Annotated in this window: 22 protein-coding genes; 16 read left to right on the top strand and 6 right to left on the bottom strand. The window is 67.7% G+C overall.

What is annotated here, in order from left to right; all coding sequences use genetic code 11:
* The 6 genes from AC1KAT_RS14935 (at position 1) to AC1KAT_RS14910 (ending at position 7,131) form a co-directional block, all read left to right on the top strand.
* Positions 1-3,075, top strand: coding sequence for an efflux RND transporter permease subunit (locus AC1KAT_RS14935; RefSeq protein ID WP_480327308.1), 3,075 nt, complete (start codon positions 1-3; stop codon positions 3,073-3,075).
* 7 nt (positions 3,076-3,082) lie between these two features.
* Complete coding sequence (locus AC1KAT_RS14930; protein WP_480327306.1) at positions 3,083-3,718, top strand: LysE/ArgO family amino acid transporter; 636 nt, start codon at positions 3,083-3,085, stop codon at positions 3,716-3,718.
* Positions 3,719-3,725: 7 nt separating this feature from the next.
* Entirely contained in the window at positions 3,726-3,863 is a 138-nt protein-coding gene (locus AC1KAT_RS14925) for a hypothetical protein (protein WP_480327304.1), read from the top strand.
* A gap of 137 nt (positions 3,864-4,000) precedes the next feature.
* Positions 4,001-4,270 carry a heavy-metal-associated domain-containing protein gene (locus AC1KAT_RS14920; RefSeq protein WP_480327303.1) on the top strand — a complete coding sequence of 90 codons (270 nt, stop codon included), beginning with the start codon at positions 4,001-4,003 and terminating at the stop codon, positions 4,268-4,270.
* A gap of 134 nt (positions 4,271-4,404) precedes the next feature.
* The gene (locus tag AC1KAT_RS14915) at positions 4,405-6,636 is read left to right on the top strand and encodes a copper-transporting P-type ATPase (protein ID WP_480327774.1); all 2,232 of its coding nucleotides are present in this window, start codon (positions 4,405-4,407) and stop codon (positions 6,634-6,636) included.
* Between the two features lie 99 nt (positions 6,637-6,735).
* Positions 6,736-7,131, top strand: coding sequence for a PaaI family thioesterase (locus AC1KAT_RS14910; RefSeq protein WP_480327301.1), 396 nt, complete (start codon positions 6,736-6,738; stop codon positions 7,129-7,131).
* On the opposite strand, the gene mobA is transcribed toward AC1KAT_RS14910, so the two are convergent.
* The 3 genes from mobA to AC1KAT_RS14895 all read right to left on the bottom strand — a co-directional run bounded on the left by mobA (position 7,115) and on the right by AC1KAT_RS14895 (position 9,725).
* Positions 7,115-7,756, bottom strand: a complete 642-nt coding sequence (gene mobA / locus AC1KAT_RS14905; RefSeq protein WP_480327299.1) for a molybdenum cofactor guanylyltransferase MobA — start codon at positions 7,754-7,756, stop codon at positions 7,115-7,117. The genes AC1KAT_RS14910 and mobA overlap by 17 nt on opposite strands.
* Positions 7,756-8,871 carry a GTP 3',8-cyclase MoaA gene (moaA, locus tag AC1KAT_RS14900; protein WP_480327297.1) on the bottom strand — a complete coding sequence of 372 codons (1,116 nt, stop codon included), beginning with the start codon at positions 8,869-8,871 and terminating at the stop codon, positions 7,756-7,758. The genes mobA and moaA overlap by 1 nt, the downstream gene beginning before the upstream one ends.
* A gap of 173 nt (positions 8,872-9,044) precedes the next feature.
* A complete protein-coding gene (locus AC1KAT_RS14895) occupies positions 9,045-9,725 on the bottom strand; it encodes a C40 family peptidase (protein ID WP_480327295.1) in 681 nt (226 codons plus the stop codon).
* A gap of 210 nt (positions 9,726-9,935) precedes the next feature.
* On the opposite strand from AC1KAT_RS14895, the gene acuI reads away from it, so the two are divergent.
* Both acuI and AC1KAT_RS14885 read left to right on the top strand, forming a co-directional pair.
* Positions 9,936-10,925 (top strand): acrylyl-CoA reductase (NADPH), encoded by a 990-nt coding sequence (gene acuI, locus AC1KAT_RS14890; protein WP_480327293.1) that lies wholly within the window; start codon positions 9,936-9,938, stop codon positions 10,923-10,925.
* A gap of 35 nt (positions 10,926-10,960) precedes the next feature.
* Positions 10,961-12,883 carry a propionate--CoA ligase gene (locus AC1KAT_RS14885; RefSeq protein WP_480327291.1) on the top strand — a complete coding sequence of 641 codons (1,923 nt, stop codon included), beginning with the start codon at positions 10,961-10,963 and terminating at the stop codon, positions 12,881-12,883.
* A gap of 150 nt (positions 12,884-13,033) precedes the next feature.
* On the opposite strand, the gene AC1KAT_RS14880 is transcribed toward AC1KAT_RS14885, so the two are convergent.
* The 3 genes from AC1KAT_RS14880 to AC1KAT_RS14870 all read right to left on the bottom strand — a co-directional run bounded on the left by AC1KAT_RS14880 (position 13,034) and on the right by AC1KAT_RS14870 (position 15,849).
* Positions 13,034-14,674 carry a PhoH family protein gene (locus AC1KAT_RS14880; protein WP_480327289.1) on the bottom strand — a complete coding sequence of 547 codons (1,641 nt, stop codon included), beginning with the start codon at positions 14,672-14,674 and terminating at the stop codon, positions 13,034-13,036.
* Positions 14,675-14,873: 199 nt separating this feature from the next.
* Positions 14,874-15,350: a peroxiredoxin gene (locus AC1KAT_RS14875; protein ID WP_480327287.1), complete on the bottom strand. Its 477-nt coding sequence runs from the start codon at positions 15,348-15,350 to the stop codon at positions 14,874-14,876.
* A gap of 106 nt (positions 15,351-15,456) precedes the next feature.
* Complete coding sequence (locus tag AC1KAT_RS14870) at positions 15,457-15,849, bottom strand: Mth938-like domain-containing protein (protein WP_480327285.1); 393 nt, start codon at positions 15,847-15,849, stop codon at positions 15,457-15,459.
* A 148-nt stretch (positions 15,850-15,997) separates the two neighbouring features.
* Between AC1KAT_RS14870 and AC1KAT_RS14865 the strand changes: the two genes are divergently transcribed.
* Genes AC1KAT_RS14865 through crcB form a run of 8 tightly spaced genes read left to right on the top strand, consistent with a single transcriptional unit; the run spans position 15,998 to position 22,919 of the window.
* Positions 15,998-17,224, top strand: a complete 1,227-nt coding sequence (locus AC1KAT_RS14865) for a pyridoxal phosphate-dependent aminotransferase (protein ID WP_480327283.1) — start codon at positions 15,998-16,000, stop codon at positions 17,222-17,224.
* 36 nt (positions 17,225-17,260) lie between these two features.
* Complete coding sequence (locus AC1KAT_RS14860) at positions 17,261-18,577, top strand: homoserine dehydrogenase (protein WP_480327281.1); 1,317 nt, start codon at positions 17,261-17,263, stop codon at positions 18,575-18,577.
* A gap of 1 nt (position 18,578) precedes the next feature.
* Positions 18,579-19,997 (top strand): threonine synthase, encoded by a 1,419-nt coding sequence (thrC, locus tag AC1KAT_RS14855; protein ID WP_480327279.1) that lies wholly within the window; start codon positions 18,579-18,581, stop codon positions 19,995-19,997.
* Entirely contained in the window at positions 19,994-20,542 is a 549-nt protein-coding gene (mobB, locus tag AC1KAT_RS14850) for a molybdopterin-guanine dinucleotide biosynthesis protein B (RefSeq protein ID WP_480327772.1), read from the top strand. The genes thrC and mobB overlap by 4 nt, the downstream gene beginning before the upstream one ends.
* On the top strand, positions 20,536-21,747 hold the full coding sequence (locus AC1KAT_RS14845; RefSeq protein WP_480327277.1) for a molybdopterin molybdotransferase MoeA: 1,212 nt from the start codon (positions 20,536-20,538) through the stop codon (positions 21,745-21,747). Before mobB ends, AC1KAT_RS14845 begins: the two co-directional genes overlap by 7 nt.
* Positions 21,747-21,998, top strand: a complete 252-nt coding sequence (gene moaD, locus AC1KAT_RS14840; RefSeq protein ID WP_480327275.1) for a molybdopterin converting factor subunit 1 — start codon at positions 21,747-21,749, stop codon at positions 21,996-21,998. Before AC1KAT_RS14845 ends, moaD begins: the two co-directional genes overlap by 1 nt.
* A gap of 30 nt (positions 21,999-22,028) precedes the next feature.
* Complete coding sequence (moaE, locus tag AC1KAT_RS14835) at positions 22,029-22,508, top strand: molybdopterin synthase catalytic subunit MoaE (RefSeq protein WP_480327273.1); 480 nt, start codon at positions 22,029-22,031, stop codon at positions 22,506-22,508.
* 24 nt (positions 22,509-22,532) lie between these two features.
* Positions 22,533-22,919 (top strand): fluoride efflux transporter CrcB, encoded by a 387-nt coding sequence (gene crcB / locus AC1KAT_RS14830; protein ID WP_480327271.1) that lies wholly within the window; start codon positions 22,533-22,535, stop codon positions 22,917-22,919.
* Positions 22,920-22,931: the final 12 nt, after the last annotated feature.

Genomic DNA, 22,931 nt, shown 5'->3' with positions numbered 1-22,931 from the left:
ATGCGCCTGTCCGAAACCTCGATCCGCCGCCCCGTCTTTGCGACGGTGATGTCGCTGCTGCTGGTGCTGATCGGCCTGGTCGCATTTCGTGGCCTGCAGGTGCGCGAGTACCCGCGCATCGACGAGCCGGTGGTCACCGTCAACACGCGGCTCATCGGCGCTTCGTCGGAGGTGATCGAGTCGCAGGTCACCAAGCCGCTCGAAGACTCGATCGCCGGCATCGACGGGGTGGACATCCTCACCTCGATCTCGCGTGCCGAGCAAAGCCAGATCACGGTGCGCTTCAAGCTCGCCAAGAACCCCGACGATGCCGCCGCCGACGTGCGCGACCGCGTCTCGCGCGTGCGCAGCCGCCTGCCCGAGGCGTCGGACGAGCCCGTCATCTCGAAGGTCGAGGCCGACGCCACGCCGACCATCTGGCTCGCCTTCACCAGCGAGGCGCTGACGCCGCTGCAGGTGACCGACATCGCCACGCGCATCGTCAAGCCGCGCTTGCAAACGGTGGTCGGCGTGGCCGACGTGCGCATCAACGGCGACCGCACGTTCTCGATGCGCATCTGGCTCGACCCGGACAAGCTCGCCTCGTACCGGTTGACCGTGCAGGACGTCGAAGACGCATTGCGCAAGCAGAACCTCGAAGTGCCGGCCGGCCGCATCGAAAGCCAGCAGCGCGAGTTCAGCGTCACCTCGCGCACCGACCTCAACACGGCCGAGCAGTTCGGCAACGTGGCCCTGCGCACGGCCAACGGCTACACCGTGCGCCTGCGCGACGTGGCGCGAATCGAGCAGGGCCCGGCGAGCGAGCGTTCGAGCGTGCGCCTGAACGGCGTGCCGTCGATCTCGCTCGGCATCATCCGCAACGCCACCGCGAACCCGCTCGAAGTCGCCGAAGGCGTGCGCCAGGTGCTGCCGCAGATCCGCGACGACCTGCCGCCCGGCGTGAACGTGCAGGTGGCCAACGACAACTCGGTGTTCATCGACCGCTCGATCCAGTCGGTCTACACGACCATCGCCGAGGCCGTGGTGCTGGTGGCGCTGGTGGTGTTCGTGTTCTTGCGGCACCTGCGCGCGTCGGTCATTCCGCTGGTGACGATTCCCGTCAGCCTGATCGGCGCCTTTGCCTTGATGGCGGTGGCCGGCTTCACCATCAACACGCTCACGCTGCTGGCCCTGGTGCTGGCCATCGGCCTGGTGGTGGACGACGCCATCGTGGTGCTCGAAAACATCTTCCGCCACATCGAAGAGGGGCTCGATCCCTTCCAGGCCGCACTCAAGGGGGCCAAGGAAATCGGCTTCGCGGTGGTTGCCATGACGCTCACGCTGGCGGCGGTGTTCGCGCCACTGGCCTTCGCGCCGGGGCGCACCGGGCGGCTGTTCACCGAGTTCGCCTTGACGCTCGCCGGCGCGGTGATCGTCTCGGGCTTCATCGCGCTGACGCTCACGCCGATGATGTGCAGCAAGCTGCTCAAGCACGACCCCAACCCCACGCGCTTCGACCGCTGGATGGAGGCGCGCCTGAACGGCCTGAGCGCGGGCTACGGCCGCGCGCTGCGCTTCACGCTCGCGCACCGCTGGATCGTGCTGGTCGTGATGGCCGCATCGGCCGCCGGCAGCTGGTGGCTGTTCAGCACCGCCAAGAGCGAACTCGCGCCGATGGAAGACCGCGGTGTGGTGTTCGCCAACATCAACGCGCCCGACGGGGCCACGCTCGACTACACCGCGCGCTACCTGCGCGCCATCGAAGGCATCGGCCGCGAGTACCCCGAGTTCGACCGCGTGTTCGTGGTGGCCGGCAACCCGACCGTGTCGCAAGGCATCGCCTTCATGCGCACCACCGACTGGAAAGACCGCGAGAAGACCACGCAAGAGCTTGCGCGCGAATTGCTGCCGCGCTTCCAGGGGCTGCCGGGTGTGCAGGCTTTTCCGATCACGCCGCCAAGCCTGGGGCAGGGCTTTCGCGAGCGTTCGATCAACTACGTGATCGTCTCGAACGACAGCTACGACCAGCTCGCGCAGGTGTCGCAGAAGTTTCTGGCCGAGATGGCCAAGAACCCCGGCTTCGTGCAGCCCGACAGCGACCTGCGCCTGAACAAGCCCGAGATCTTTCTCGAAGTGGACCGCGACCGCGCCGCCGACGCCGGCGTGAGCGTCGATCAGGTCGCCCGCACCGTCGAGACCATGCTCGGCGGTCGCGCGGTGACGCGCTACAAGCGCGACGCCGACCAGTACGACGTGCTGGTGCAGACCGAACTGAGCGGCCGCACCACGCCCGAAGACATCGACAAGCTCTTCGTGCGCGGCCGCAACGACACCATGCTGCCGCTGTCGTCGCTGATGAAGGTGCGCGAAACCGTGAGCCCGCGCGAGCTGAACCACTTCAACCAGCGCCGCTCGGTGACCATCACCGCCAACCTCGCGCCCAACTACGCGCTGGGTGAAGCGCTGGGGCAGATGGACAGCATCGCCCGCGAGGTGCTGCCCAGCGGTTATGCGACCGAGCTCAACGGCGTGTCGCGCGAGTTCCGCTCATCGAGCGGGGCGCTGGGGCTGGTGTTCGTGCTGGCGCTGCTGTTCATCTTTCTGGTGCTGGCGGCGCAATTCGAAAGCTTCATCGACCCCTTTGTGATCTTGCTGTCGGTGCCTTTGTCGATGGTCGGCGCGCTGGCCGCGCTCAAGTGGAGCGGCGGCACGCTCAACGTGTATTCGCAGATTGGGCTGATCACGCTGGTGGGACTGATCACCAAGCACGGCATCCTGATCGTCGAGTTCAGCAACCAGTTGCGCCAGCAAGGCAAGGGCACGGTCGAAGCCGCGCTCGAAGCGGCCACGCTGCGCCTGCGGCCCATCTTGATGACCACCGGCGCGATGGTGCTGGGCGCCGTGCCCCTGGCGCTGGCCAGCGGCGCCGGTGCCGAAAGCCGCCAGCAGATCGGCTGGGTCATCGTCGGCGGCATGACGCTGGGCACGCTGCTGACCATCTTCGTCGTGCCCACGGTCTACACGCTGCTGGCCCGCAAGCAGGCACCCGGGGCCATCGAGACGCCCGAGAGCGACGTGGCGACGGCGCACGGGTGAGGGCGGCGTGACCGCCTCGCCGGCTCTGGCCGTTGGTGCGCAAGGCTTTGCGCTGAGCTTCGGGCTGATCGCCGCCATCGGCGCGCAAAACGCGTTCGTGCTGCGCCAGGGGTTGCGCCGCGAGCACGTGGGCAGCGTGGTGCTGTTCTGCGCGGTGGTCGATGCTTTGCTCATCACGGCTGGGGTGCTGGGCATGGCCCAGGCCCTCGCCGACCGCCCGGGTCTCGCGCTGGTGCTGGCGGTGGCCGGTGCGGTGTTTCTGGCGGTGTACGGCGTGCGGGCGCTGAACCGGGCGCGTCACGCGCATCAACTGAAGGCCGCTGAAGGCAACGAAGGCTTCAGCCGCTGGGCGGCCCTCGCGCAGGCGGCGGCTTTCACGCTGCTGAACCCGCACGTGTACCTCGACACGGTGCTGCTGGTGGGCAGCATCGGCGCGCAGCAGCCGCCGGCGTTTCGGGCCTGGTTCGTGGCCGGCGCCAGTTCGGCCAGCGTTCTCTGGTTTGGGCTGCTGGGCTTTGGGGCGCGCTGGCTGGCGCCGTGGTTCGCGCGGCCCAGGGCGTGGCAGGTGCTCGACGTGTTGGTGGGGGTCACCATGCTGTTGCTGTCAGCCTTGCTGGTGCGCCACGCTTGGCTGGGCTTTTGAGCTCGTCATGTACACCAGACCCGAAGAACATCAGCTCACCGTGCTGAACCGGCCCGCGAACACCCACCACGCGGCACACCCGGCGCCGTGGCGCGTGGACGATGCGCCCGCGTCGTTCATCGAGCAGTCTTGCAGCGCGGCCTGAATCCAGGTGGGGCGCCGGGAGGCGAGGGCACGCGTGGCGCTCGCGTTTGATTCGTGTCAACGCATCGAGCGACCTGCTTGACCTTCCAATGATGGGAGGGTCGAAAGTGCATGCATCAACACCGAAAGGAGCTCCCGATGCTTGCCTACCGAATCGACAACATGACCTGCGGCCATTGCGTGAGCACCATCGCCCGAGCCGTGCGTGAAGTTGACCCTGGCGCGAAGCTGGACGTGGATCTCGTTCAGCATCTGCTTCGCATCGAGCCGAGCAGTGCAGACGCCGGCGAGTTCAACGAGGCCATCACCGAAGCCGGTTACACGCCGGTGCTGGTGCCGGTGGCACCGCGCGAAGCCCCGCCCACGGGCCGAGGCGCTTGCTGTGGCTGCCGCAGTGCAAGTGCTTGAGCTTCTGTGGACAAGCTTGAAGCTGCCAACCCGCACCGGAGCACGCCATGCCAACCTCCATCCCCGATCGCCCAGATGCCACCCGGCATGAACATCACCATGCCGGCGCATCGCCCTTGCCAGCCACCCATGTCATGCCCGATGGCACGGTGATGCCGGGCGCTGCTTGCGATCACGCGCACGACCACGCGGGGCGCGGGCACCACCCTGTGGAAGCTCGGCCAAACGGCCCCGTGAAGGGCGACCCGACCGAGGTGGAGTTCACCTGCCCCATGCACCCGCAGGTGCGGCAGATGGGGCCTGGCAATTGCCCGATCTGCGGCATGGCGCTGGAGCCGGTGCTGGCAACTGCAGACGCGGGCGAAAGCCAGGAACTGCGCGACATGACCCGGCGGCTGTGGATCGGCGCTGCGTTGACGTTGCCGGTCTTCGCGTTGGAGATGGGCGGCCACCTCGTCGACATCCACCACCTCATCGCCGCGCAGACCTCGAACTGGGTCCAACTGCTGCTGGGCACGCCCGTCGTGTGGTGGGCAGGCTGGCCGTTCTTTGCCAGGGCGTTGGCCTCGGTGAAGCACCGCAGCTTGAACATGTTCACGCTCATCGCGTTGGGCACCGGGGCGGCATGGCTGTACAGCATCGTCGCGACGCTGGCGCCGGGGGCGTTTCCACCTGCGCTGCGAGGCGAGGGCGGGGCTGTGGCGGTCTATTTCGAAGCTGCCGCCGTCATCACGGTGCTGGTTCTGCTGGGCCAGGTGCTCGAACTGCGGGCACGCGAAAAAACCTCGGGTGCCATCAAGGCCTTGCTCGGCCTCGCGCCCAAGAGCGCCCTGAAGGTGCGGGCCGATGGCGGCGACGAGGCCGTGCAGGTCGATGCCATCCAAGTGGGCGACCTGCTGCGGGTGCGGCCCGGCGAGAAGGTGCCTGTCGATGGTGTGCTGACCGAGGGCAAGGGCAATGTCGATGAATCGATGGTCACGGGTGAGCCGATGCCCGTCAGCAAGACCGTTGGCTCGAAGCTCACCGCCGGCACGATGAACCAGACCGGCGGCTTCGTGATGCGGGCCGAGAAGGTCGGCGCCGACACCTTGCTGTCCCAGATCGTCCACATGGTGGCCGCGGCCCAGCGCAGCCGCGCGCCCATCCAGCGCATGGCCGACCAGGTCGCAGGCTGGTTCGTGCCGGTGGTCATCGGGGTCGCGTTGCTGACCTTCCTGGCGTGGCTCGCCTGGGGCCCGTCGCCCGCGTTCAGCTACGCGCTGGTCACGGCTGTCGCGGTGCTGATCATCGCGTGTCCGTGTGCGCTGGGCTTGGCCACGCCGATGTCCATCATGGTCGGCGTGGGCAAGGGCGCGCAGCACGGGGTGCTGATCCGCGATGCCCAAGCGCTCGAGAAGATGGAAAAAGTGGACACCTTGGTGCTCGATAAGACCGGCACCTTGACCGAAGGCCGGCCCCGGGTCGTCCACATCGAGCCGGCCGAGGGCTTCAGCCCGCACGACGTGCTGCACAAGCTGGCCAGCGTCGAGCGCGCCAGCGAGCATCCCTTGGCGATGGCCATCGTGATGGACGCGCAAGAGCGCCAGCTGGCACTGTCGCCGGTGCTTGATTTCGATTCACCGGTGGGCAAGGGTGTCGTGGGCACGGTCGATGGCGTGGCCGTCGTGTCGGGCAGCGCGAAGTTCCTGGCTGAGCATGGCATCGACGTGCAATCGCTTGAATCCGTCGCCGAGGCCCAGCGCGCGAACGCCGCCACCGTGATCTTCGTCGGCCTGGGCGGCCAGTTGGCGGGCTTGGTCGCCATCGCCGACCCGATCAAGCGGACCACGCCCCAGGCGATCAATGCGCTCAAGGCAGCGGGCATCCGCATCGTGATGCTCACGGGCGATGGCCAGACAACCGCCGAGGCTGTGGGTCGCCAACTGGGCATCGACGAAGTCGTCGCCGAGGTCTTTCCTGAAGACAAGGTCGCGGTCGTCAAACGGCTGGCCAGCGAAGGGCGCTCGGTGGCCATGGCCGGCGACGGCGTGAATGACTCACCGGCCTTGGCGGCCGCGCTGGTCGGCATCGCCATGGGGACTGGGACGGATGTCGCCATGGAAAGCGCGGGCATCACGCTGCTCCAGGGCGACCTGATGGGCATCGTGCGGGCGAGAACGCTGTCGCGCGCCACCATGCGCAACATCCGCGAGAACCTGGTGCTGAGTTTTGCCTACAACGTGGCCGGCATCCCACTGGCGGCGGGCGTGCTCTATCCGTTCTTCGGCGTGCTGCTGTCGCCCGAGGTGGCGGCAGCCGCCATGGCGCTGTCGTCGGTCAGCGTCATCGGCAACGCGCTGCGGCTGCGGTCGCTCAAGGTCGAATGAGCGCGGCGCCGGTGGCCGCGCTCGAACGAGACGCCCAGCCGACAGACGGCGCGCCGCGGCCGTCGCACACTCGCGTCATCGCATTTCTGGAAGCCCGCCATGACCCGCCTGCCTGAACCCGCCCAGACCTTGCTCACGACCCTGGGCATCGAGGTGACCGAAGCCAGCGCGCAGCGCGTGGTGGCGACCATGCCGGTGGGGCCGGCGGTGCACCAGCCCTTCGGCATCTTGCATGGCGGGGCGTCGGTGGCGCTGGCCGAGACGGTGGCATCCATCGGCGGCTGGCACAACGTCGATCAGGCCAGCGAACGCGCCGTGGGGCTGGAGATCAACGCCAACCACCTGCGCGCCAAGCGCGACGGCGTGGTGACGGCGACGGCGACGCCCCTGCACATCGGCCGCCGCACGCAGGTGTGGAACATCCAGATCGTGGACGAAGACCAGCGCCTGGTGTGCACCTCGCGGTGCACGCTGTCGGTCATTCCGGCTGTTTGAGGGGGGTCGTTCGCGCCTCGATCGCGCGCAGTTCGTCGGCGGTGTTGGCGTTGGCGAAGGCTGAGGCGTCGTCGAAGCGCACCACCACATGCCGTTGCTTCAGCACCCAGGCCTCGACCTGGCGTTCGCCGCTCGCCAGGTGCTGCGCCAGGTCGTCGCGCAAGGCGGTCTTGACGAGGCAAAAGACGGGTTCGGCGCGCCAGCCATCGGCGCCGTCGGGCGAGGCGGCCATCGCCACGTCGGCCCCGGCTTGCGTGGCGGCGTCGGCCAGGCGCCGGGCCAGGTCGGCCGGGAAGGCCGGGGTGTCGCAGGCCGCCGTCAGCAGCCAGGGCGTCGGCGCCTGTTGCAGGCCGGTGAGCAGGCCGGCCAGCGGGCCGGGCTGCCCGGTGACCGTGTCGGGCCAGACCTCGGCGCCGAAGAACTCGTATTCGAGCAGGTTGCGGTTGGCGTTGATCGCCACGTGCCCCACCTGCGGCATCAAGCGGCGCAGCGCGTGCAGCACCAGCGGTTGTTCGTGCAGCAACTGCAGGCCCTTGTCCGCGCCGCCCATGCGCTGGCCGCGGCCACCGGCAAGCACGAGGCCGGTGATGTCGCTGGCGGCAATGGTCGAGGGCAGGGCGCTCATCAGCCGCCGATGTAGTGCATCTCGACGCGGCGTTCGCCCGAGGCGGGCTCGGCGACGCCCGAGCCGCGCAGCTCGGAGTAGCGGTCGCTGCGCTGCGACCAGATGTCGCCGATGGCCCCGGCGATCTGCGCGTCGTCGCAGCCCGTGCGCAGCAGGTGGCGCAGGTCGTGGCCCTGGCTGGCAAACAGGCACAGGAAGAGCTTGCCTTCGGTCGAGAGCCGCGCCCGGTTGCAGTCGCGGCAGAAGGCCTGCGTGACGCTCGAGATGACGCCGACCTCGCCCTGCCCGTCGGCATAGGCCCAGCGCTCGGCGGTTTCGCCCGGTGCGGTGGCGTCGAGCGGACGCAGCGGGTGCTCGGCGTTCAGCCGCGCGATCACGTCGGCCGAGGGCAGCACCTGGTCCATGCGCCAGCCGTTGGTGGCGCCGACGTCCATGAATTCGATGAAGCGCAGCACCAGGCCGCTGCCGCGGAAGTGCCGCGCCATGGGCACGATCTGGTCGTCGTTGACGCCGCGCTGCACGACCATGTTGACCTTGATCGGCGCGAGGCCCACGCGCTGCGCCTCGGCAATGCCTTCGAGCACGTCGGCCACCGGGAAGTCGGCGTCGTTCATGCGGCGAAACACCGCGTCGTCCATCGCGTCGAGGCTGACGGTCACGCGCTGCAGGCCGGCGTCTTTCAGGGCCTGCGCCTTGCGCGCGAGCACCGAGCCGTTGGTGGTGAGGGTCAGGTCGAGCGACTGGCCGTCGGGCGTGCGCAGCGCGGCCAGCATCTCGATGAGCGATTCGATGTTCTTGCGCAGCAGCGGCTCGCCGCCGGTCAGGCGCAGCTTGCGCACGCCGTGCGCGACGAAGAGCCGCGCCAGGCGGGTGATTTCTTCGAAGCTCAGCAACTCGCCGTGCGGCAGAAAGCGGTGGTGCTTGTCGAACACCTCTTTCGGCATGCAGTAGCCGCAGCGGAAGTTGCAGCGATCGGTGACCGAGATGCGCAGGTCGTGCAGCGGACGGTTCAAGGCGTCGAGGCGCAAGCCGGTGGGGGCCTCGGGCGCCGTGCGCACGGTGGGCACCAGTGCCGCTTGACGCGGATCGACGATCGGAATGACGCGCTCGGACATGCGACGGATTGTCCCACCGGCGAAGCGCACGCTAGCGTGCCGCACTGATGGGGATCAGGGGAAAGTATTCGAACCGGTCTGGGCTGTGGGCGCGCAGGAGATTCGGGCAGAGATGGCCCCATGGCGAACGGGACCGACAGATCGAGCCTCGGCCCGATCAACCCACCGCCGACTCAGCGCGAGGCGCGCGGCCCTTGCGGGCGGGGCGGGGGCGAGGCTTGCGACATGTCGATCACCCCGGGCGGAAACATCTGGTCGGTGAACGCGGTGGCCGGCAGCGACGACGCGCTGGTCGTGCCGGCCTGCGACACCCCGGGCGCACGCCGAGCGCCGGTGAAGCGCTTGGACCAGTAGTCGAAACGCATGTCTTCGATGCGCACCTTGCCGCCCGCACGCGGCGAGTGAATGAACTTGCCTTCGCCGACGTAGATGCCGACGTGCGAGAACGTGCGCCGCAGCGTGTTGAAGAACACCAGGTCGCCCGGCTTCAACTCGTCGCGCTTGACTTCGAGCAGGCCGGGCGCGTGCGCCTGTTCGTCGGCCCGGCGGGGCAGCACCAGGCCGATGCTGTTTTCGAAGATGTGGCGTGTGAAGCCGCTGCAGTCGAAGCCGCCTTCGGCCGAGGTGCCGCCGCGCTTGTAGGGCACGCCGAGAAAGTTCATGGCGGTGAGCACCATGTCGGAGGCGGCTTCGCGCACCTGCGCGCGCAGGCCGGTGTCGGACGGGGCGGTGGTGTCTGGTGCGGTCGAAGCGGGGGCTTCGATCAGCCCGCGTTCCATCAGCAAGCGGGTGACGGGGTCACCGTCGGGCTCGGCCCAGGCCCCGGTGGCGACGACCGCGCAGGCCAGGAGCACGGCACACGCACGGGGTCGAAGGGATGGGGGCCAACGCATGGGATCGCAGCATAGCGGCGGCGTAAACGGATCGTCAACCGAAAAACTGTTTCGGGACGGCCACTTAGCGTTACTTCTTCAAGGGTTGGCCTGCTATTTGTGCCTTGATGTTGACCTGCTGCAAGCTAGGCAGTCCGGCGCTATCGTCGGCCTCCCCCTCAGGAGCTGTCGATGTTCAAAGCGCTGTTTCTCGAAAAAACCGACGCCGGGTTCTCGGCCGCCGTGAAGTCGCTCGACGACTCGCAACTGCCGGCCGCGCAAGACGGCGACGTGCTGGTCGCGCCGGCCTGGTCCACCCTCAACTTCAAAGATGGCCTGGCGATCACCAACAAGGGCCCGGTCGTGCGTCAGTGGCCGCTGGTCGCCGGCATCGATGGCGCCGGCACGGTGCTCGAGAGCCGCCACCCCGACTGGAAGGCCGGCGACGCGTTCATCCTCAACGGCTGGGGCGTGGGCGAGTTGCACTGGGGCTGCCTGGCCGAACGCGCCCGGCTCAAGGGCGACTGGCTGGTGCGCCTGCCGGCCGGCCTGAGTGCCCGTCAGGCCATGTGCATCGGCACCGCCGGCTACACGGCCATGCTGTGCGTGATGGCGCTCGAGCGCCAGGGCGTGAAGCCCGGTGACGGCGACGTGCTCGTCACCGGCGCGACCGGCGGCGTGGGCAGCTTCGCCGTCGCGCTGCTGGCCAAACGCGGCTACCGCGTCACCGCCTCGACCGGCAAGGCGGCCGAGTCGGCCTACCTGCAGTCGCTGGGCGCGGTGAACATCATCGACCGCGCCGAACTCACCGCGCCCGGCAAGCCGCTGCAAAAAGAGCGCTGGGCGGCGGTGGTCGATGCGGTCGGCAGCCACACCCTCGTCAACGCCTGCGCGCAGACGCGCTACGGCGGCGTGGTTGCCGCCTGCGGGCTGGCGCAGGGTGGCGACTTCCCAGGCACGGTGATGCCGTTCATCCTGCGCGCCGTCACGCTGGCCGGGGTGGACAGCGTGAACGTGCCGCGCCCGATCCGCCAGCAGGCCTGGGACCGGCTGGCGCAAGACCTCGACCCCGCGCTGATCGACTCGGTGGTGACCGAGGTGCCGCTCGAAGGCGCCATCGCCGCCGCCGCTGATCTGATGGCCAGCAAGGTTCGTGGAAGGTTGGTGGTCAGAATCGCCTGACGAACTCCCGCCCCGTGGGAGGAGGAGAGATGCCGATGAGCCCGACCGGGATGTCGTACGCCGCCTTCCACCAGCGCTCGCTGCAATCGCGCGACGCTTTCTGGGCCGAACAGGCGGCCCTGATCGGTTGGCACCGGCCCTTCGAGCAGGTCTGCGACTACAGCAACCCGCCGTTCGCGCGCTGGTTCGTCGGGGGGCAGACCAACCTGTGCCACAACGCCATCGACCGGCACCTCGCCGCGCGCGGTGACCAGGCCGCGCTGATCCACGTCTCGACCGAGACCGACGAAGAACGCACGCTCACCTACCGAGAGCTGCACGCCGAGGTGCAGCGCATGGCGGCCATCCTGCTGGCGCTGGGCGTGACGCGCGGCGACCGCGTGCTGGTCTACATGCCGATGATTCCCGAGGCGGTGTTCGCCATGCTCGCCTGCGCGCGCGTCGGCGCCATTCACTCGGTGGTGTTCGGCGGCTTCGCCAGCGGCAGCCTCGCCAGCCGCATCGACGACGCCCGGCCGAAGGTGGTGGTCAGCGCCGATGCGGGCAGCCGCGCCGGCAAGGTCGTGCCCTACAAGCCGCTGCTCGACGAGGCCATCCAGCTCGCCGCCCACAAGCCCGACAAGGTGCTGCTCGTCAACCGCAACCTCGCCCCCATGTCGCACGTGGCCGGCCGCGACGAAGACTACGGCCCCTGGCGCGAACGCTGCCTGCACGCCGAGGTGGCCTGCGCCTGGGTCGAGGCGACCGACCCGAGCTACACGCTCTACACCAGCGGCACCACCGGCAAGCCCAAGGGCGTGCAGCGCGACACCGGCGGCTACGCGGTCGCGCTCGCGGCCAGCATGAAGCACATCTACCAGGGCCGCCCGGGCGAGACCTTCTTCTGCGCCAGCGACATCGGCTGGGTCGTCGGGCACAGCTACATCGTCTACGGGCCGCTGATCGCCGGCATGGCGACCATCGTCTACGAAGGGCTGCCGGTGCTCACGGGCCGATCGGCCGGCACGACCGACGGCCCCGATGCGGGCGTGTGGTGGCGCCTGGTCGAGAAGTACAAGGTCTCGGTGATGTTCAGTTCGCCCACGGCCATCCGCGTGCTCAAGAAACACGACCCCGCGCACCTGAAACGCCACGACCTGGGCAGCCTGAAGGCGCTGTTTCTCGCCGGTGAGCCGCTCGACGAACCCACCGCGAACTGGATTGCCGAGGGCCTGGGCAAACCCATCATCGACAACTACTGGCAGACCGAAACCGGCTGGCCCATCCTGACCCTGGCCAATGGCGTGCAGCCGCAGAAAAGCAAGTTCGGCAGCCCCGGCCTGCCCATGTACGGCTACGACGTGAAGCTGATCGACGAGCAGACAGGCGAAGAGCTGGTCGAGCCGCACCGCAAGGGCGTGGTCGTCATCGAAGGGCCGTTGCCGCCCGGTTGCATGCAGACCGTGTGGGGCGACGACGCCCGCTTCGTCAACACCTACTGGAAGAGCGTGCCCGGCCGGATGATCTACAGCACCTTCGACTGGGGCGTGCGCGACGAAGACGGCTACTACTTCATCCTCGGCCGCACCGACGACGTGATCAACGTCGCCGGCCACCGCCTGGGCACCCGCGAGATCGAAGAGTGCATCTCGGGCCACCCGGGCGTGGCCGAAGTGGCCGTGGTCGGCGTGGCCGACGCGGTGAAAGGGCAGGTCGCCATGGCCTTCGTCGTGCCCAAGAGCGCGGGCGTGAACGCCGCGACCTTCGAGGCCGAAGTGATGAAGACCGTCGATGCGCAACTCGGTGCCGTCGCCCGGCCGGCGCGGGTGTTCGTGGTGTCGGTGCTGCCCAAGACGCGCTCGGGCAAGCTGCTGCGCCGGGCCATCCAGGCCGTGTGCGAAAAGCGCGACGCCGGCGACCTGACCACCATCGAAGACCCGACGGCGCTGGAGCAGATCAAGGCGCTGGTGGCGGGCTGAAAGCCGTCGCGTCACCGACAAGGCGGCGGGCGCAGGTTTTCACCGCCAAAGCGCAAAGGGCGCCAAGACCACCAAGGACATGTTTCTTTGCGTCCTTGGCGTTCTTGGTGCCCTTCGCCGTGAAAAAGACCCCGAACGGTCAGCCGTGGCTCAAAGCACCTCGGACGCGAAATCCGCCAGGCGCGAACGCTCGCCGCGCGCCAGCGTCACGTGGCCCGAATGCGGCCAGCCCTTGAAGCGGTCCACCGCGTACGTGAGGCCCGAGCTGCCCTCGGTGAGGTAGGGCGTGTCGATCTGCGCCAGGTTGCCCAGGCACACGATCTTCGTGCCCGGCCCGGCGCGGGTGATCAGCGTCTTCATCTGCTTGGGCGTCAGGTTCTGCGCCTCGTCGATGATCACGAACTTGTTCAGGAAGGTGCGCCCGCGCATGAAGTTCAAGCTCTTGATCTTGATCTTGCTGCGCACCAGGTCGTTGGTGGCGGCGCGGCCCCATTCGCCGGCGGCACCGTCGCTCTTCGACAGCACTTCGAGGTTGTCGTCGAGTGCGCCCATCCACGGCGACATCTTTTCTTCTTCGGTGCCGGGCAGAAAGCCGATGTCTTCGCCCACCGGCACCGTCACGCGCGTGACGATGATCTCGGTGTAGCGCCGGTCGTCCATCACCTGGCTCAGGCCTGCGGCCAGCGTCATCAGCGTCTTGCCGGTGCCTGCGGTGCCGGTGAGGGTGATGAAGTCGCAGTCGGCGTCCATCAGCAGGTTCAACGCGAAGTTCTGTTCGCGGTTGCGCGCGGTCACGCCCCAGACGGCGTTCTTCTGGTGGGTGTACTCGCGCAGCGTGCGCAGCACGGCCGTCTTGCCGGTGATTTCGGTCACCTTGGCGTACAGCGGCGCGGCGCCCGGCGCTTCGAGGTAGACGAACTGGTTGATCAGCAGCTGCGGCACCATCGGCCCGCTGATGCGGTAGTAGGTCAGGCCGCCCTGGTTCCAGCTCTCCATTGTCTTGCCGTGCTCTTCCCAGAAGTCGGAAGGCAGGGTTTGCACGCCGGTGTAGAGCAGGTCGCCGTCGTCCAGCGTCTTGTCGTTGAAATAGTCTTCAGCGGCCAAGCCCAGCGCGCGGGCCTTGATGCGCATGTTGATGTCTTTCGACACCAGCACGACCTCGCGCTGCGGCTGCTGCTCGCGCAGCGCCTGCACCACGCCCAGGATCTGGTTGTCGGCCTTGCCTTGCGGCAGGCCGGCCGGCAGGTTGACGTTCAGCAGCGTGGTCTGGAAGAACAGCCGCCCACCCGCCTCGCGGTGGCCGGTGCTGTCGAGCGCCAGGCCGGCGGCCATGTCGCCACCGTTCTGCGTGAGGCTGGCGGCCAGCGCGTCGAGGTCGCGGCTCACCTGGCGTGCGTTACGGGCGACTTCGGACATGCCCTTCTTGTGATCGTCCAGCTCTTCGAGCGTGATCATCGGCAGGTACACGTCGTGTTCGTCGAAGCGGAACACGCTGGTCGGGTCGTGCATCAGCACGTTGGTGTCGAGCACGAAGAGCTTGGCGGGGCCGGTGCTCTTGGGCCTGCGCGGCTTGGGCTCGGGCGCGGCGCGCTTGGCGCTCACCGGGGCCGGCGGCGGCAGCACGGGGGCGGCTTCGCGCGGGGGCTCCAGGTAGTCGAGCACGGCCGGCGACGCCGGCTCGGCTGTTGAATGTTTCTGGTGACGTTTGCCCGGTTTGGGCGCGGCCTGCGATTCAAAGTCGGCGGGGGTCAGGAGGGTGGCTCGTTTGGCAGGCGGCTTGGGCAGTGGCATAGGGCTTTATGTGGGCTGAGGATGAGTCGAATGCAGCAAACAAGAAAGCAAGTCAGCAGGCAATTTCCGGGCCGTGAAAACAAAAAAGCCGCACAGACGACTGTGCGGCTTTTGGCAGGTTTCGCAGGATTCGGGCATCACATGCATGAATCCATTATGCACACACGTTTTGGCGTGCGGCGATGACACCTGTCGCGTGTCAGGCGGCCTTTTTCAGCGCTTTCACTTCTTTCAGCACTTCATCGACGTGGCCCGCAACCTTCAGGCCGCGCCATTCGCCGCGAAGAATGCCTTCGCCGTCGATCAAGAAGGTGCTGCGCTCGATGCCCTTGACCTTCTTGCCGTACATGATCTTGTTCTTGACGACACCGAACATGTGGCAGAGCTTTTCTTCGGTGTCGGCGATCAGTTCGAAGGGCAGTTCGAGGTTCTGCTTGAACTTGTCGTGCGACGCCATGTTGTCGCGCGAGACGCCGAACACGACGGCACCGGCCTTCAAGAAATCCTTGTGCTTGTCGCGGAACTGCATCGCTTCGGTGGTGCAGCCGGGGGTGTTGTCCTTGGGGTAGAAGTACAGAACAACGATCTGCCCAGCGAAGGCCGCCGGCGTGAACTTCACGCCACCGGTTGCGAGCGCTTCAAATTCCGGAAGGGGTTTATTGAGGGCTGGCGTCATGAAGGATCGAGAGGAGTTGCGCCCTGGCGGCGTAGCCGGCAATTATAAAGCAGCGGCCCAATTCGCTTGATGATGATCGAGCGCTGAAGGGCTTGTCTGCGCGAACTCAAGGCGTCGCCGCCTGCGCCGGCGAAAGCAGCAGCGCGGCGATCACCGAACGGCCCTCGCCGGCGAGGATGTTGTAGGTGCGGCAGGCGGCAGCCGTGTCCATGGTTTCGATGCCGATGCGCCGCTCGATCAGGGGGCGTATCAGCGCGCCGGATGGAAAGCGCAAGCGCTGGCCGCTGCCGAAGATGACGAGTTCGGGGCCGCGTTCGGCCAGTTGGGCAAAGTGCTCGGCGGTGAGCTGTTCGAACTGCTCGGTGCCCCAGTCACCGACCTCGCCCTTCCAGGGTACGAGGATGCTGCGCTGGTGGGCGATGCCGTTGACCGACACCGTGGTCGGCGTCACCGATGAAATGGCGTTGATGCCCTCGAAGCGGTCGGCGTGGAGTTTCAAGGCGGAAGGGGGCTGGAAAAGCGGATGGATGGGCCGGCCGGGCGGCGCGCGTATGGTTAAATTCTAGGCTTTGCGCAGAATCGCCCGACGGTTCATTTCCATGCGCAGCCTGCGGCCACGCAGGGCCAGATTTCCCTCGGAGACTCCGTTGAAACCCATCGCCAAGTCCAGCAAGCTTGCCAACGTCGCCTACGACATCCGTGGCCCCGTGCTGGACAAGGCCCGGCAGATGGAGGAAGAGGGCCAGAAGATCATCAAGCTGAACATCGGCAACGTGGCCGCGTTCGGGCTGGAACCGCCCGACGAGATCGTGCAGGACATGATCCGCAACCTGCCGCACGCGGCGGGCTACACCGACAGCAAGGGCCTGTTCGCGCCGCGCAAGGCGGTGGTGCACTACACGCAAGAAAAGAACATCCGCGGCGTGACCGTCGATGACGTGTACCTCGGCAATGGGGCGTCCGAGCTGATCGCGATGAGCATGAACGCGCTGCTCGACAACGGCGATGAGATCCTCATCCCGGCGCCCGACTACCCGCTGCACACCGCGGTCGTCGGCCTGTCGGGCGGGACGCCGGTGCACTACATCTGCGACGAGCAATCCGACTGGATGCCCGACATCGAGGACATCAAGAAGAAGATCACGCCCCGCACGAAGGGCATCGTGGTCATCAACCCGAACAACCCGACCGGCGCGCTGTACCCCGAGAGCCTGCTGCTGCAGATCGTCGAGATCGCGCGCCAGCACCAGTTGATCGTCTTCGCCGACGAGATCTACGACAAGACGCTGTACGACGGCAACGTGCACACGAGCATCGCTTCGCTCGCTGACGACGTGCTGTTCGTCACGTTCAACGGCCTGAGCAAGAACTACCGATCGTGCGGCTACCGCGCCGGCTGGATGGTGGTCTCAGGCGAGAAGAAGCACGCGAAGGACTACATCGAAGGCCTGAACATGCTGGCCTCGATGCGCCTGTGCGCCAACACGCCGGGGCAACTCGCCATCCAGACGGCGCTCGGCGGCTACCAGAGCATCAAAGACCTGGTCGCGCCGACCGGCCGGCTGTGCAAGCAGCGCGACCTCGCGCACAAGCTGCTGACCGAGATCCCGGGCGTCACCTGCGTCAAGCCGAAGGCGGCGCTGTACATGTTCCCGCGCCTCGACCCCAAGCTGTACCCCATCGCCGACGACCAGCAATTCGCCTACGAGCTGCTGGCCGAAGAGAAGGTGCTGATCGTGCAGGGCACCGGCTTCAACTGGACCCACCCGGACCATTTCCGCCTGGTGTTCCTGCCCAACTCCGACGACCTGAGCGAGGCCATCGGGCGCATTGCGCGCTTCCTCGACCAGTACCGCCGTCGCCATTCCAGCTGAGCCCCGACTCGGCGTCACTGAGCTTCTGTTCCAGATATGAAACCCATCCAAGTCGGCCTGCTCGGCATCGGCACCGTCGGTCGCGGCACCTTCGAAGTGCTGCAACGCAACCAGGAAGAGATTCGCCGGCGCGCGGGCCGCGGCATTCAGATCACGATGGTGGCCGACCTCGACACGGCGCGCGCCAAGGCGGTGGTGGGCGACGCCGCCGAGGTCGTGGCCGATGCGCGCCAGGTCATCGCCAACCCGGCCATCGACATCGTGGTCGAGTTGATCGGCGGCTACGGCATCGCCAAGCAATTGGTGATGGAAGCCATCGCCGCCGGCAAGCATGTGGTCACCGCCAACAAGGCGCTGCTGGCCGTGCACGGCACCGAAATCTTCGCGGCGGCGCACGCCAAGGGCGTGATCGTGGCCTTCGAGGCGGCGGTGGCAGGCGGCATTCCGATCATCAAGGCGCTGCGCGAAGGCCTGACCGCCAACCGCATCGAGTGGATCGCCGGGATCATCAACGGCACCACGAACTTCATCTTGTCCGAGATGCGCGACAAGGGGCTGGACTTCGGCGTCGTGCTGAAAGAGGCCCAGCGCCTGGGCTATGCCGAGGCCGACCCCACCTTCGACATCGAAGGCATCGACGCCGGCCACAAGGTCACGCTGATGAGCGCCATCGCCTTCGGTGTGCCGGTGCAGTTCGACAAGGCCTACGTCGAGGGCATCACCAAGCTGCAAGCGGCCGACATCACTTACGCCGAGCAACTGGGCTACCGCATCAAGCTGCTGGGCATCACCAAGCGGCGCGACGACGTCGGCGGCATCGAGCTGCGCGTGCACCCGACGCTGGTGCCGACCAAGCGCCTGATCGCCAACGTCGAAGGCGCGATGAACGCCGTCGTCGTGCACGGCGACGCGGTGGGCACGACGCTGTACTACGGCAAGGGCGCGGGCTCGGAGCCCACCGCCTCGGCCGTGGTCGCCGACCTGGTGGACATCACCCGCCTGCACACCGCCGACCCCGACCACCGCGTGCCGCACCTGGCCTTCCAGCCGGGCGAACTGGCCAACACGCCGATCCTCGGCCAAGAGCAGGTCGTGACCTCGTTCTACCTGCGCCTGCGCGTGGCCGACCAGACCGGCGTGCTGGCGCGCATCACCGGCATCCTGGCCGAGCGCAACATCTCGATCGACGCGCTGCTGCAGCGCGAGTCGGCCGAAGGCGAAGCGCAGACGGACGTGATCATCCTGACGCACGACACGGTCGAAGGCGACATGAACCAGGCCATCGCGCAGATGCAGGCACTGCCGACCGTGCTGGCGCCGATCGTGCGCATCCGCAAAGAAGAGCTGAGCTGACATGAAGTACATCAGCACCCGCGCCTCGGCGAACGGCGAGCGCGAACAGCGCGGCTTTTCCGAGATCCTGCTCGAAGGCCTGGCGCCGGACGGCGGGCTGTACCTGCCCACGCACTACCCCATCGTCGGTCGCGCAACGCTCGCCCAATGGCGCGGCCTGCCGTACCACGAGCTGGCGTTCGAGATCCTGTCGCTGTACATCGACGACATCCCGGCGGCCGACCTGCGCGAGCTCACGGCGCGCACGTACACCGAGCAGGTCTTCGGCACGAAAGAGATCGTGCCGCTGAAGACGCTGCAGCCCGGCCTGCACCTCGAAGCCCTGTCGAACGGCCCGACGCTGGCGTTCAAGGACATGGCGATGCAGTTGCTCGGCAACCTGTTCGAGTACGAACTGGCACGTCGCGGCGAGACGCTCAACATCCTGGGTGCGACCTCGGGCGACACGGGCAGCGCGGCCGAATACGCGATGCGGGGCAAGAAGGGCGTTAACGTCTTCATGCTGTCGCCGCGTGGCCGCATGAGCCCCTTCCAGCAGGCGCAGATGTTCAGCCTGCAAGACCCGAACATCCACAACATCGCCGTCGAAGGCGTGTTCGACGACTGCCAGGACATCGTCAAGGCCGTCTCGAACGACCTCGACTTCAAGCGCAAATACAAGATCGGCACGGTCAACTCGATCAACTGGGCGCGTTTGCTGGCCCAGGTTGTCTACTACTTCGCGGGCTACTTCCAGGCGACCGAATCGAACGACGAGCGCGTGAGCTTCGCCGTGCCCTCGGGCAACTTCGGCAACATTTGCGCCGGCCATGTGGCGCGCATGATGGGCTTGCCGATCAAGCGCCTGGTGCTGGCCACCAACGAGAACCGCGTGCTGGACGAGTTCTTCCGCACCGGCACCTACCGTGTGCGCAGCAGCGCCGAGACGTACGAAACGTCGAGCCCGTCGATGGACATCTCGAAGGCCTCGAACTTCGAGCGCTTCGTGTTCGACCTGCTCGGCCGCGACGGCGACCGCACGCGCGAGCTCTTCAAGACGCAGGTCGAGCAGCAGGGCTTCTTCCGCCTCGACGGGGCCGAGTTCGACCGCATCGGCAACTACGGCTTCCTCTCAGGCTGCAGCTCGCACGCCGACCGGCTGGCGACCATCCGCGACACCTTCGAGCGCCATGGCGTGATGATCGACACCCACACGGCCGACGGCCTGAAGGTGGCGCGCGAGTACATCGAGCCCAACGTGCCGATGATCGTGCTCGAAACCGCGCTGCCGGTGAAGTTTGCCGACACCATCCGGGAGGCCCTGGGCCGCGAGCCCGAGCGGCCCGCCGCGCTCGAAGGCATCGAGGCCTTGCCCAAGCGCTTCGAGGTGATGGCGGCGGATGCGGCGAAAGTGAAGGACTTCATCGCGGCACACGCCTGACGGGTTCGACCGCACCCATGAACGTCATCGGCTTCAGCGGCTTCTCGGGCTCGGGCAAGACCACGCTGATCGAGCAGCTCATCGTGCGCTTTCGCCGCGCTGGGGTGCGGGTGTCGGTGGTCAAGCATGCGCACCACGCCTTCGACATCGACAAAGAGGGCAAAGACTCGTGGCGGCACCGCAAGGCGGGGGCCTTCGAGGTGGTGATCGCCTCCGACCACCGCTTCGCCAAGATGCGCGACTACGAATGGCCCAAGCAGCACTCGGTGCACGAGTTGCTGGCCGAACTGAGCGACTGCGACTGGGCCTTCGTCGAAGGTTTCAAGCACGCCGACATCCCGAAGATCGCCGTCTGGCATGGCGATTCGCAGCAGCCCTCCACCCACGCTGGCGACCCGCTGGTGATCGCGCTGGCGACTGACGCCCCCGATCGCCTGCCCGAAGCGGCCCACGTGCCCGTGCTCGACCTCAACAACGTCGATGCCGTGGCCGGGTTTCTGCTTGCCAACGCGGCGCGCTGTCACTACACCCGTCCCTCATGCTGACCCTCGACGACGCGCTTTCGCGCCTGCTTTCGGCCGTGCATCCGCTCACGGCGCACGAAGAGGTCTCGACCTTCGACGCGCTGCACCGCGTGCTGGCCGCCGACGTGCGCTCGCTGGTCGATGTGCCCCCGCTCGACAACAGCGCGATGGACGGCTACGCGATGCGTTGCGCCGACGTGCCGGCCGCAGGCACCGAACTCGCCATCAGCCAGCGCGTGCCCGCTGGCGCCATGCCCCAGCCGCTGCAGGCCGGCACGGCCGCACGCATCTTCACCGGCGCGCCGGTGCCCGAAGGGGCCGATGCCGTCGTGATGCAGGAGAACTGCGAGGCGCTCGATGGCGAGCGTGTGCGCATCAACACCGTGCCGCAGCCCGCGCAGGCGATTCGCCGGCGCGGCGAAGACGTGGTGCGCGACAGCGTGGTGCTGGCCGCCGGCACGCGGCTGTCGCCGCAAGCACTGGGCTTGGCGGCTTCGGTCGGCGCGGCGCACCTGAACGTGGTGCGCCGGCCGAGGGTCGCGCTGTTTTCGACCGGCGACGAACTCGTGATGCCCGGTGAGCCGCTGCGCCCCGGGGCGATCTACAACTCCAACCGCTTCACGCTGCGGGCGCTGCTGCAGGCCATGGGCTGCCTGTGCACCGACCTCGGCATCGTGCCGGACCGGCTCGACGCCACGCGCGAGGCCTTGCGCCGCGCGGCCGAGGGGCACGACCTCATCGTCACCAGCGGTGGCGTGTCGGTCGGCGAAGAAGACCACCTCAAGCCCGCCGTCGAGGCCGAAGGCCGGCTCGACCTGTGGCAGATGGCCATCAAGCCCGGCAAGCCGCTGGCCTTTGGCGACGTCAAGCGCGTCGATGGGGCGCCCACCTGGTTCATCGGCCTGCCGGGCAACCCGGTGTCGAGCTTCGTCACCTTTCTGCTCGCCGTGCGGCCGGTGCTGATGCGCCTGCAAGGCATGGACGCCGCGCTGCCCCCTGGCACTCCGATGCGGGCCGATTTCGACTGGCCGCGAGCCGACAAGCGCCGCGAGTTCTTGCGCGTGAAGCGCAACGCCGATGGCGGGATCGACCTGTTCAAGAACCAGGGCTCGGGCGTGCTCACCTCGGCCGTGTGGGGCGACGGCCTGGTGGACAACCCCGCCGGCCAGACCATCGCGCGCGGCGACCTCGTGCGCTTCATCTCATTCAACGAGTGGTTCGCGTGATGAAGGTGCAGGTTCGCTATTTCGCCTCTTTGCGCGAGGCGCTGGGCAGCGGCGAGGCGGTCGAGGTCGCCGAGGGCGGCACGCTGGCCGCGCTGCGTGAACAGCTCATCGCACGCGGTGGCGCGCATGCCCAGGCGCTGGCACGTGGCCGGGCCGTGCGCACCGCGCTCAACCAGACCCTGTGCGACGAGGCCACGCCGCTGCAAGACGGCGCCGAGGTGGCGTTCTTTCCGCCGGTGACGGGCGGCTGATCCTTCCGGGCCGCTGCCACAATCGACCGCATGCCCGCGCCCCGCGTCACTGTCCAGACCGAAGACTTCGACCTCTCGACCGAGGTGTCGGCCCTGCGTGCGGCCGACCCGGGCGTCGGTGCCGTGGTCAGCTTCGTGGGCACCGTGCGCGACCGCAACGACGGCCAGGGTGTCAGCACGATGGAACTCGAGCACTACCCGGGCATGACCGAGAAGGCCATCGAGGGCATGGTCGATGCGGCAATGCAGCGCTTCGACATCCGCGCCGCGCGGGTCATCCACCGCGTGGGGGCGCTGCAGCCGCTGGACCAGATCGTGTTCGTGGCGGTGACGTCCGCCCACCGGGGCCAGGCCTTCCAGGCCTGCGAGTTCTTGATGGACTACCTGAAGACCCAGGCTCCGTTCTGGAAGAAAGAGCACACGCCCGAAGGCGCCCGCTGGGTCGATGCGCGCAGCACCGACGACGACGCGCTGGCCCGCTGGGGCATCGCCAGCCAGAACGCCGGCTGAGCGCCTGTTCACACGCACTGCCGCATGAGCTTCCCCTGGACCCAGGCCCTGGCTGTTGCCTCAGGGGCTGCCGTCGGTGCCTTGCTGCGCTGGGGCGCGGGGCTTTGGCTCAACACCCCGGGCAGCAGCCTGCCGCTGGGCACCTTGCTGGTCAACTGCGTGGGCGGGTTGCTGATCGGGGCGCTGATGGTGCACTTCATGCGCGAGCCCAACGAGTGGTGGCGGCTCTTGCTGGTCACCGGCTTTCTGGGTGGCCTGACCACCTTCTCGGCCTTCTCGGCCGAATCGCTCGCGCTGCTGCACCGCGGCCTGTGGCTGCAGGCGCTAGGGCACACGCTGGCCCACGTGCTGGGCGCGCTGGGCGGCGCGGCCCTGGGCTTCCGCCTGGCGCGGTGGGTCTGGCCGGTCTGACGGGTCGGCCTC

This window comes from Piscinibacter sp. PDB5-1, from assembly GCF_056676035.1.
The sequence above is the reverse complement of the archived record's forward strand: the minus strand, read 5'-3'. Positions and strand labels throughout refer to the sequence as shown.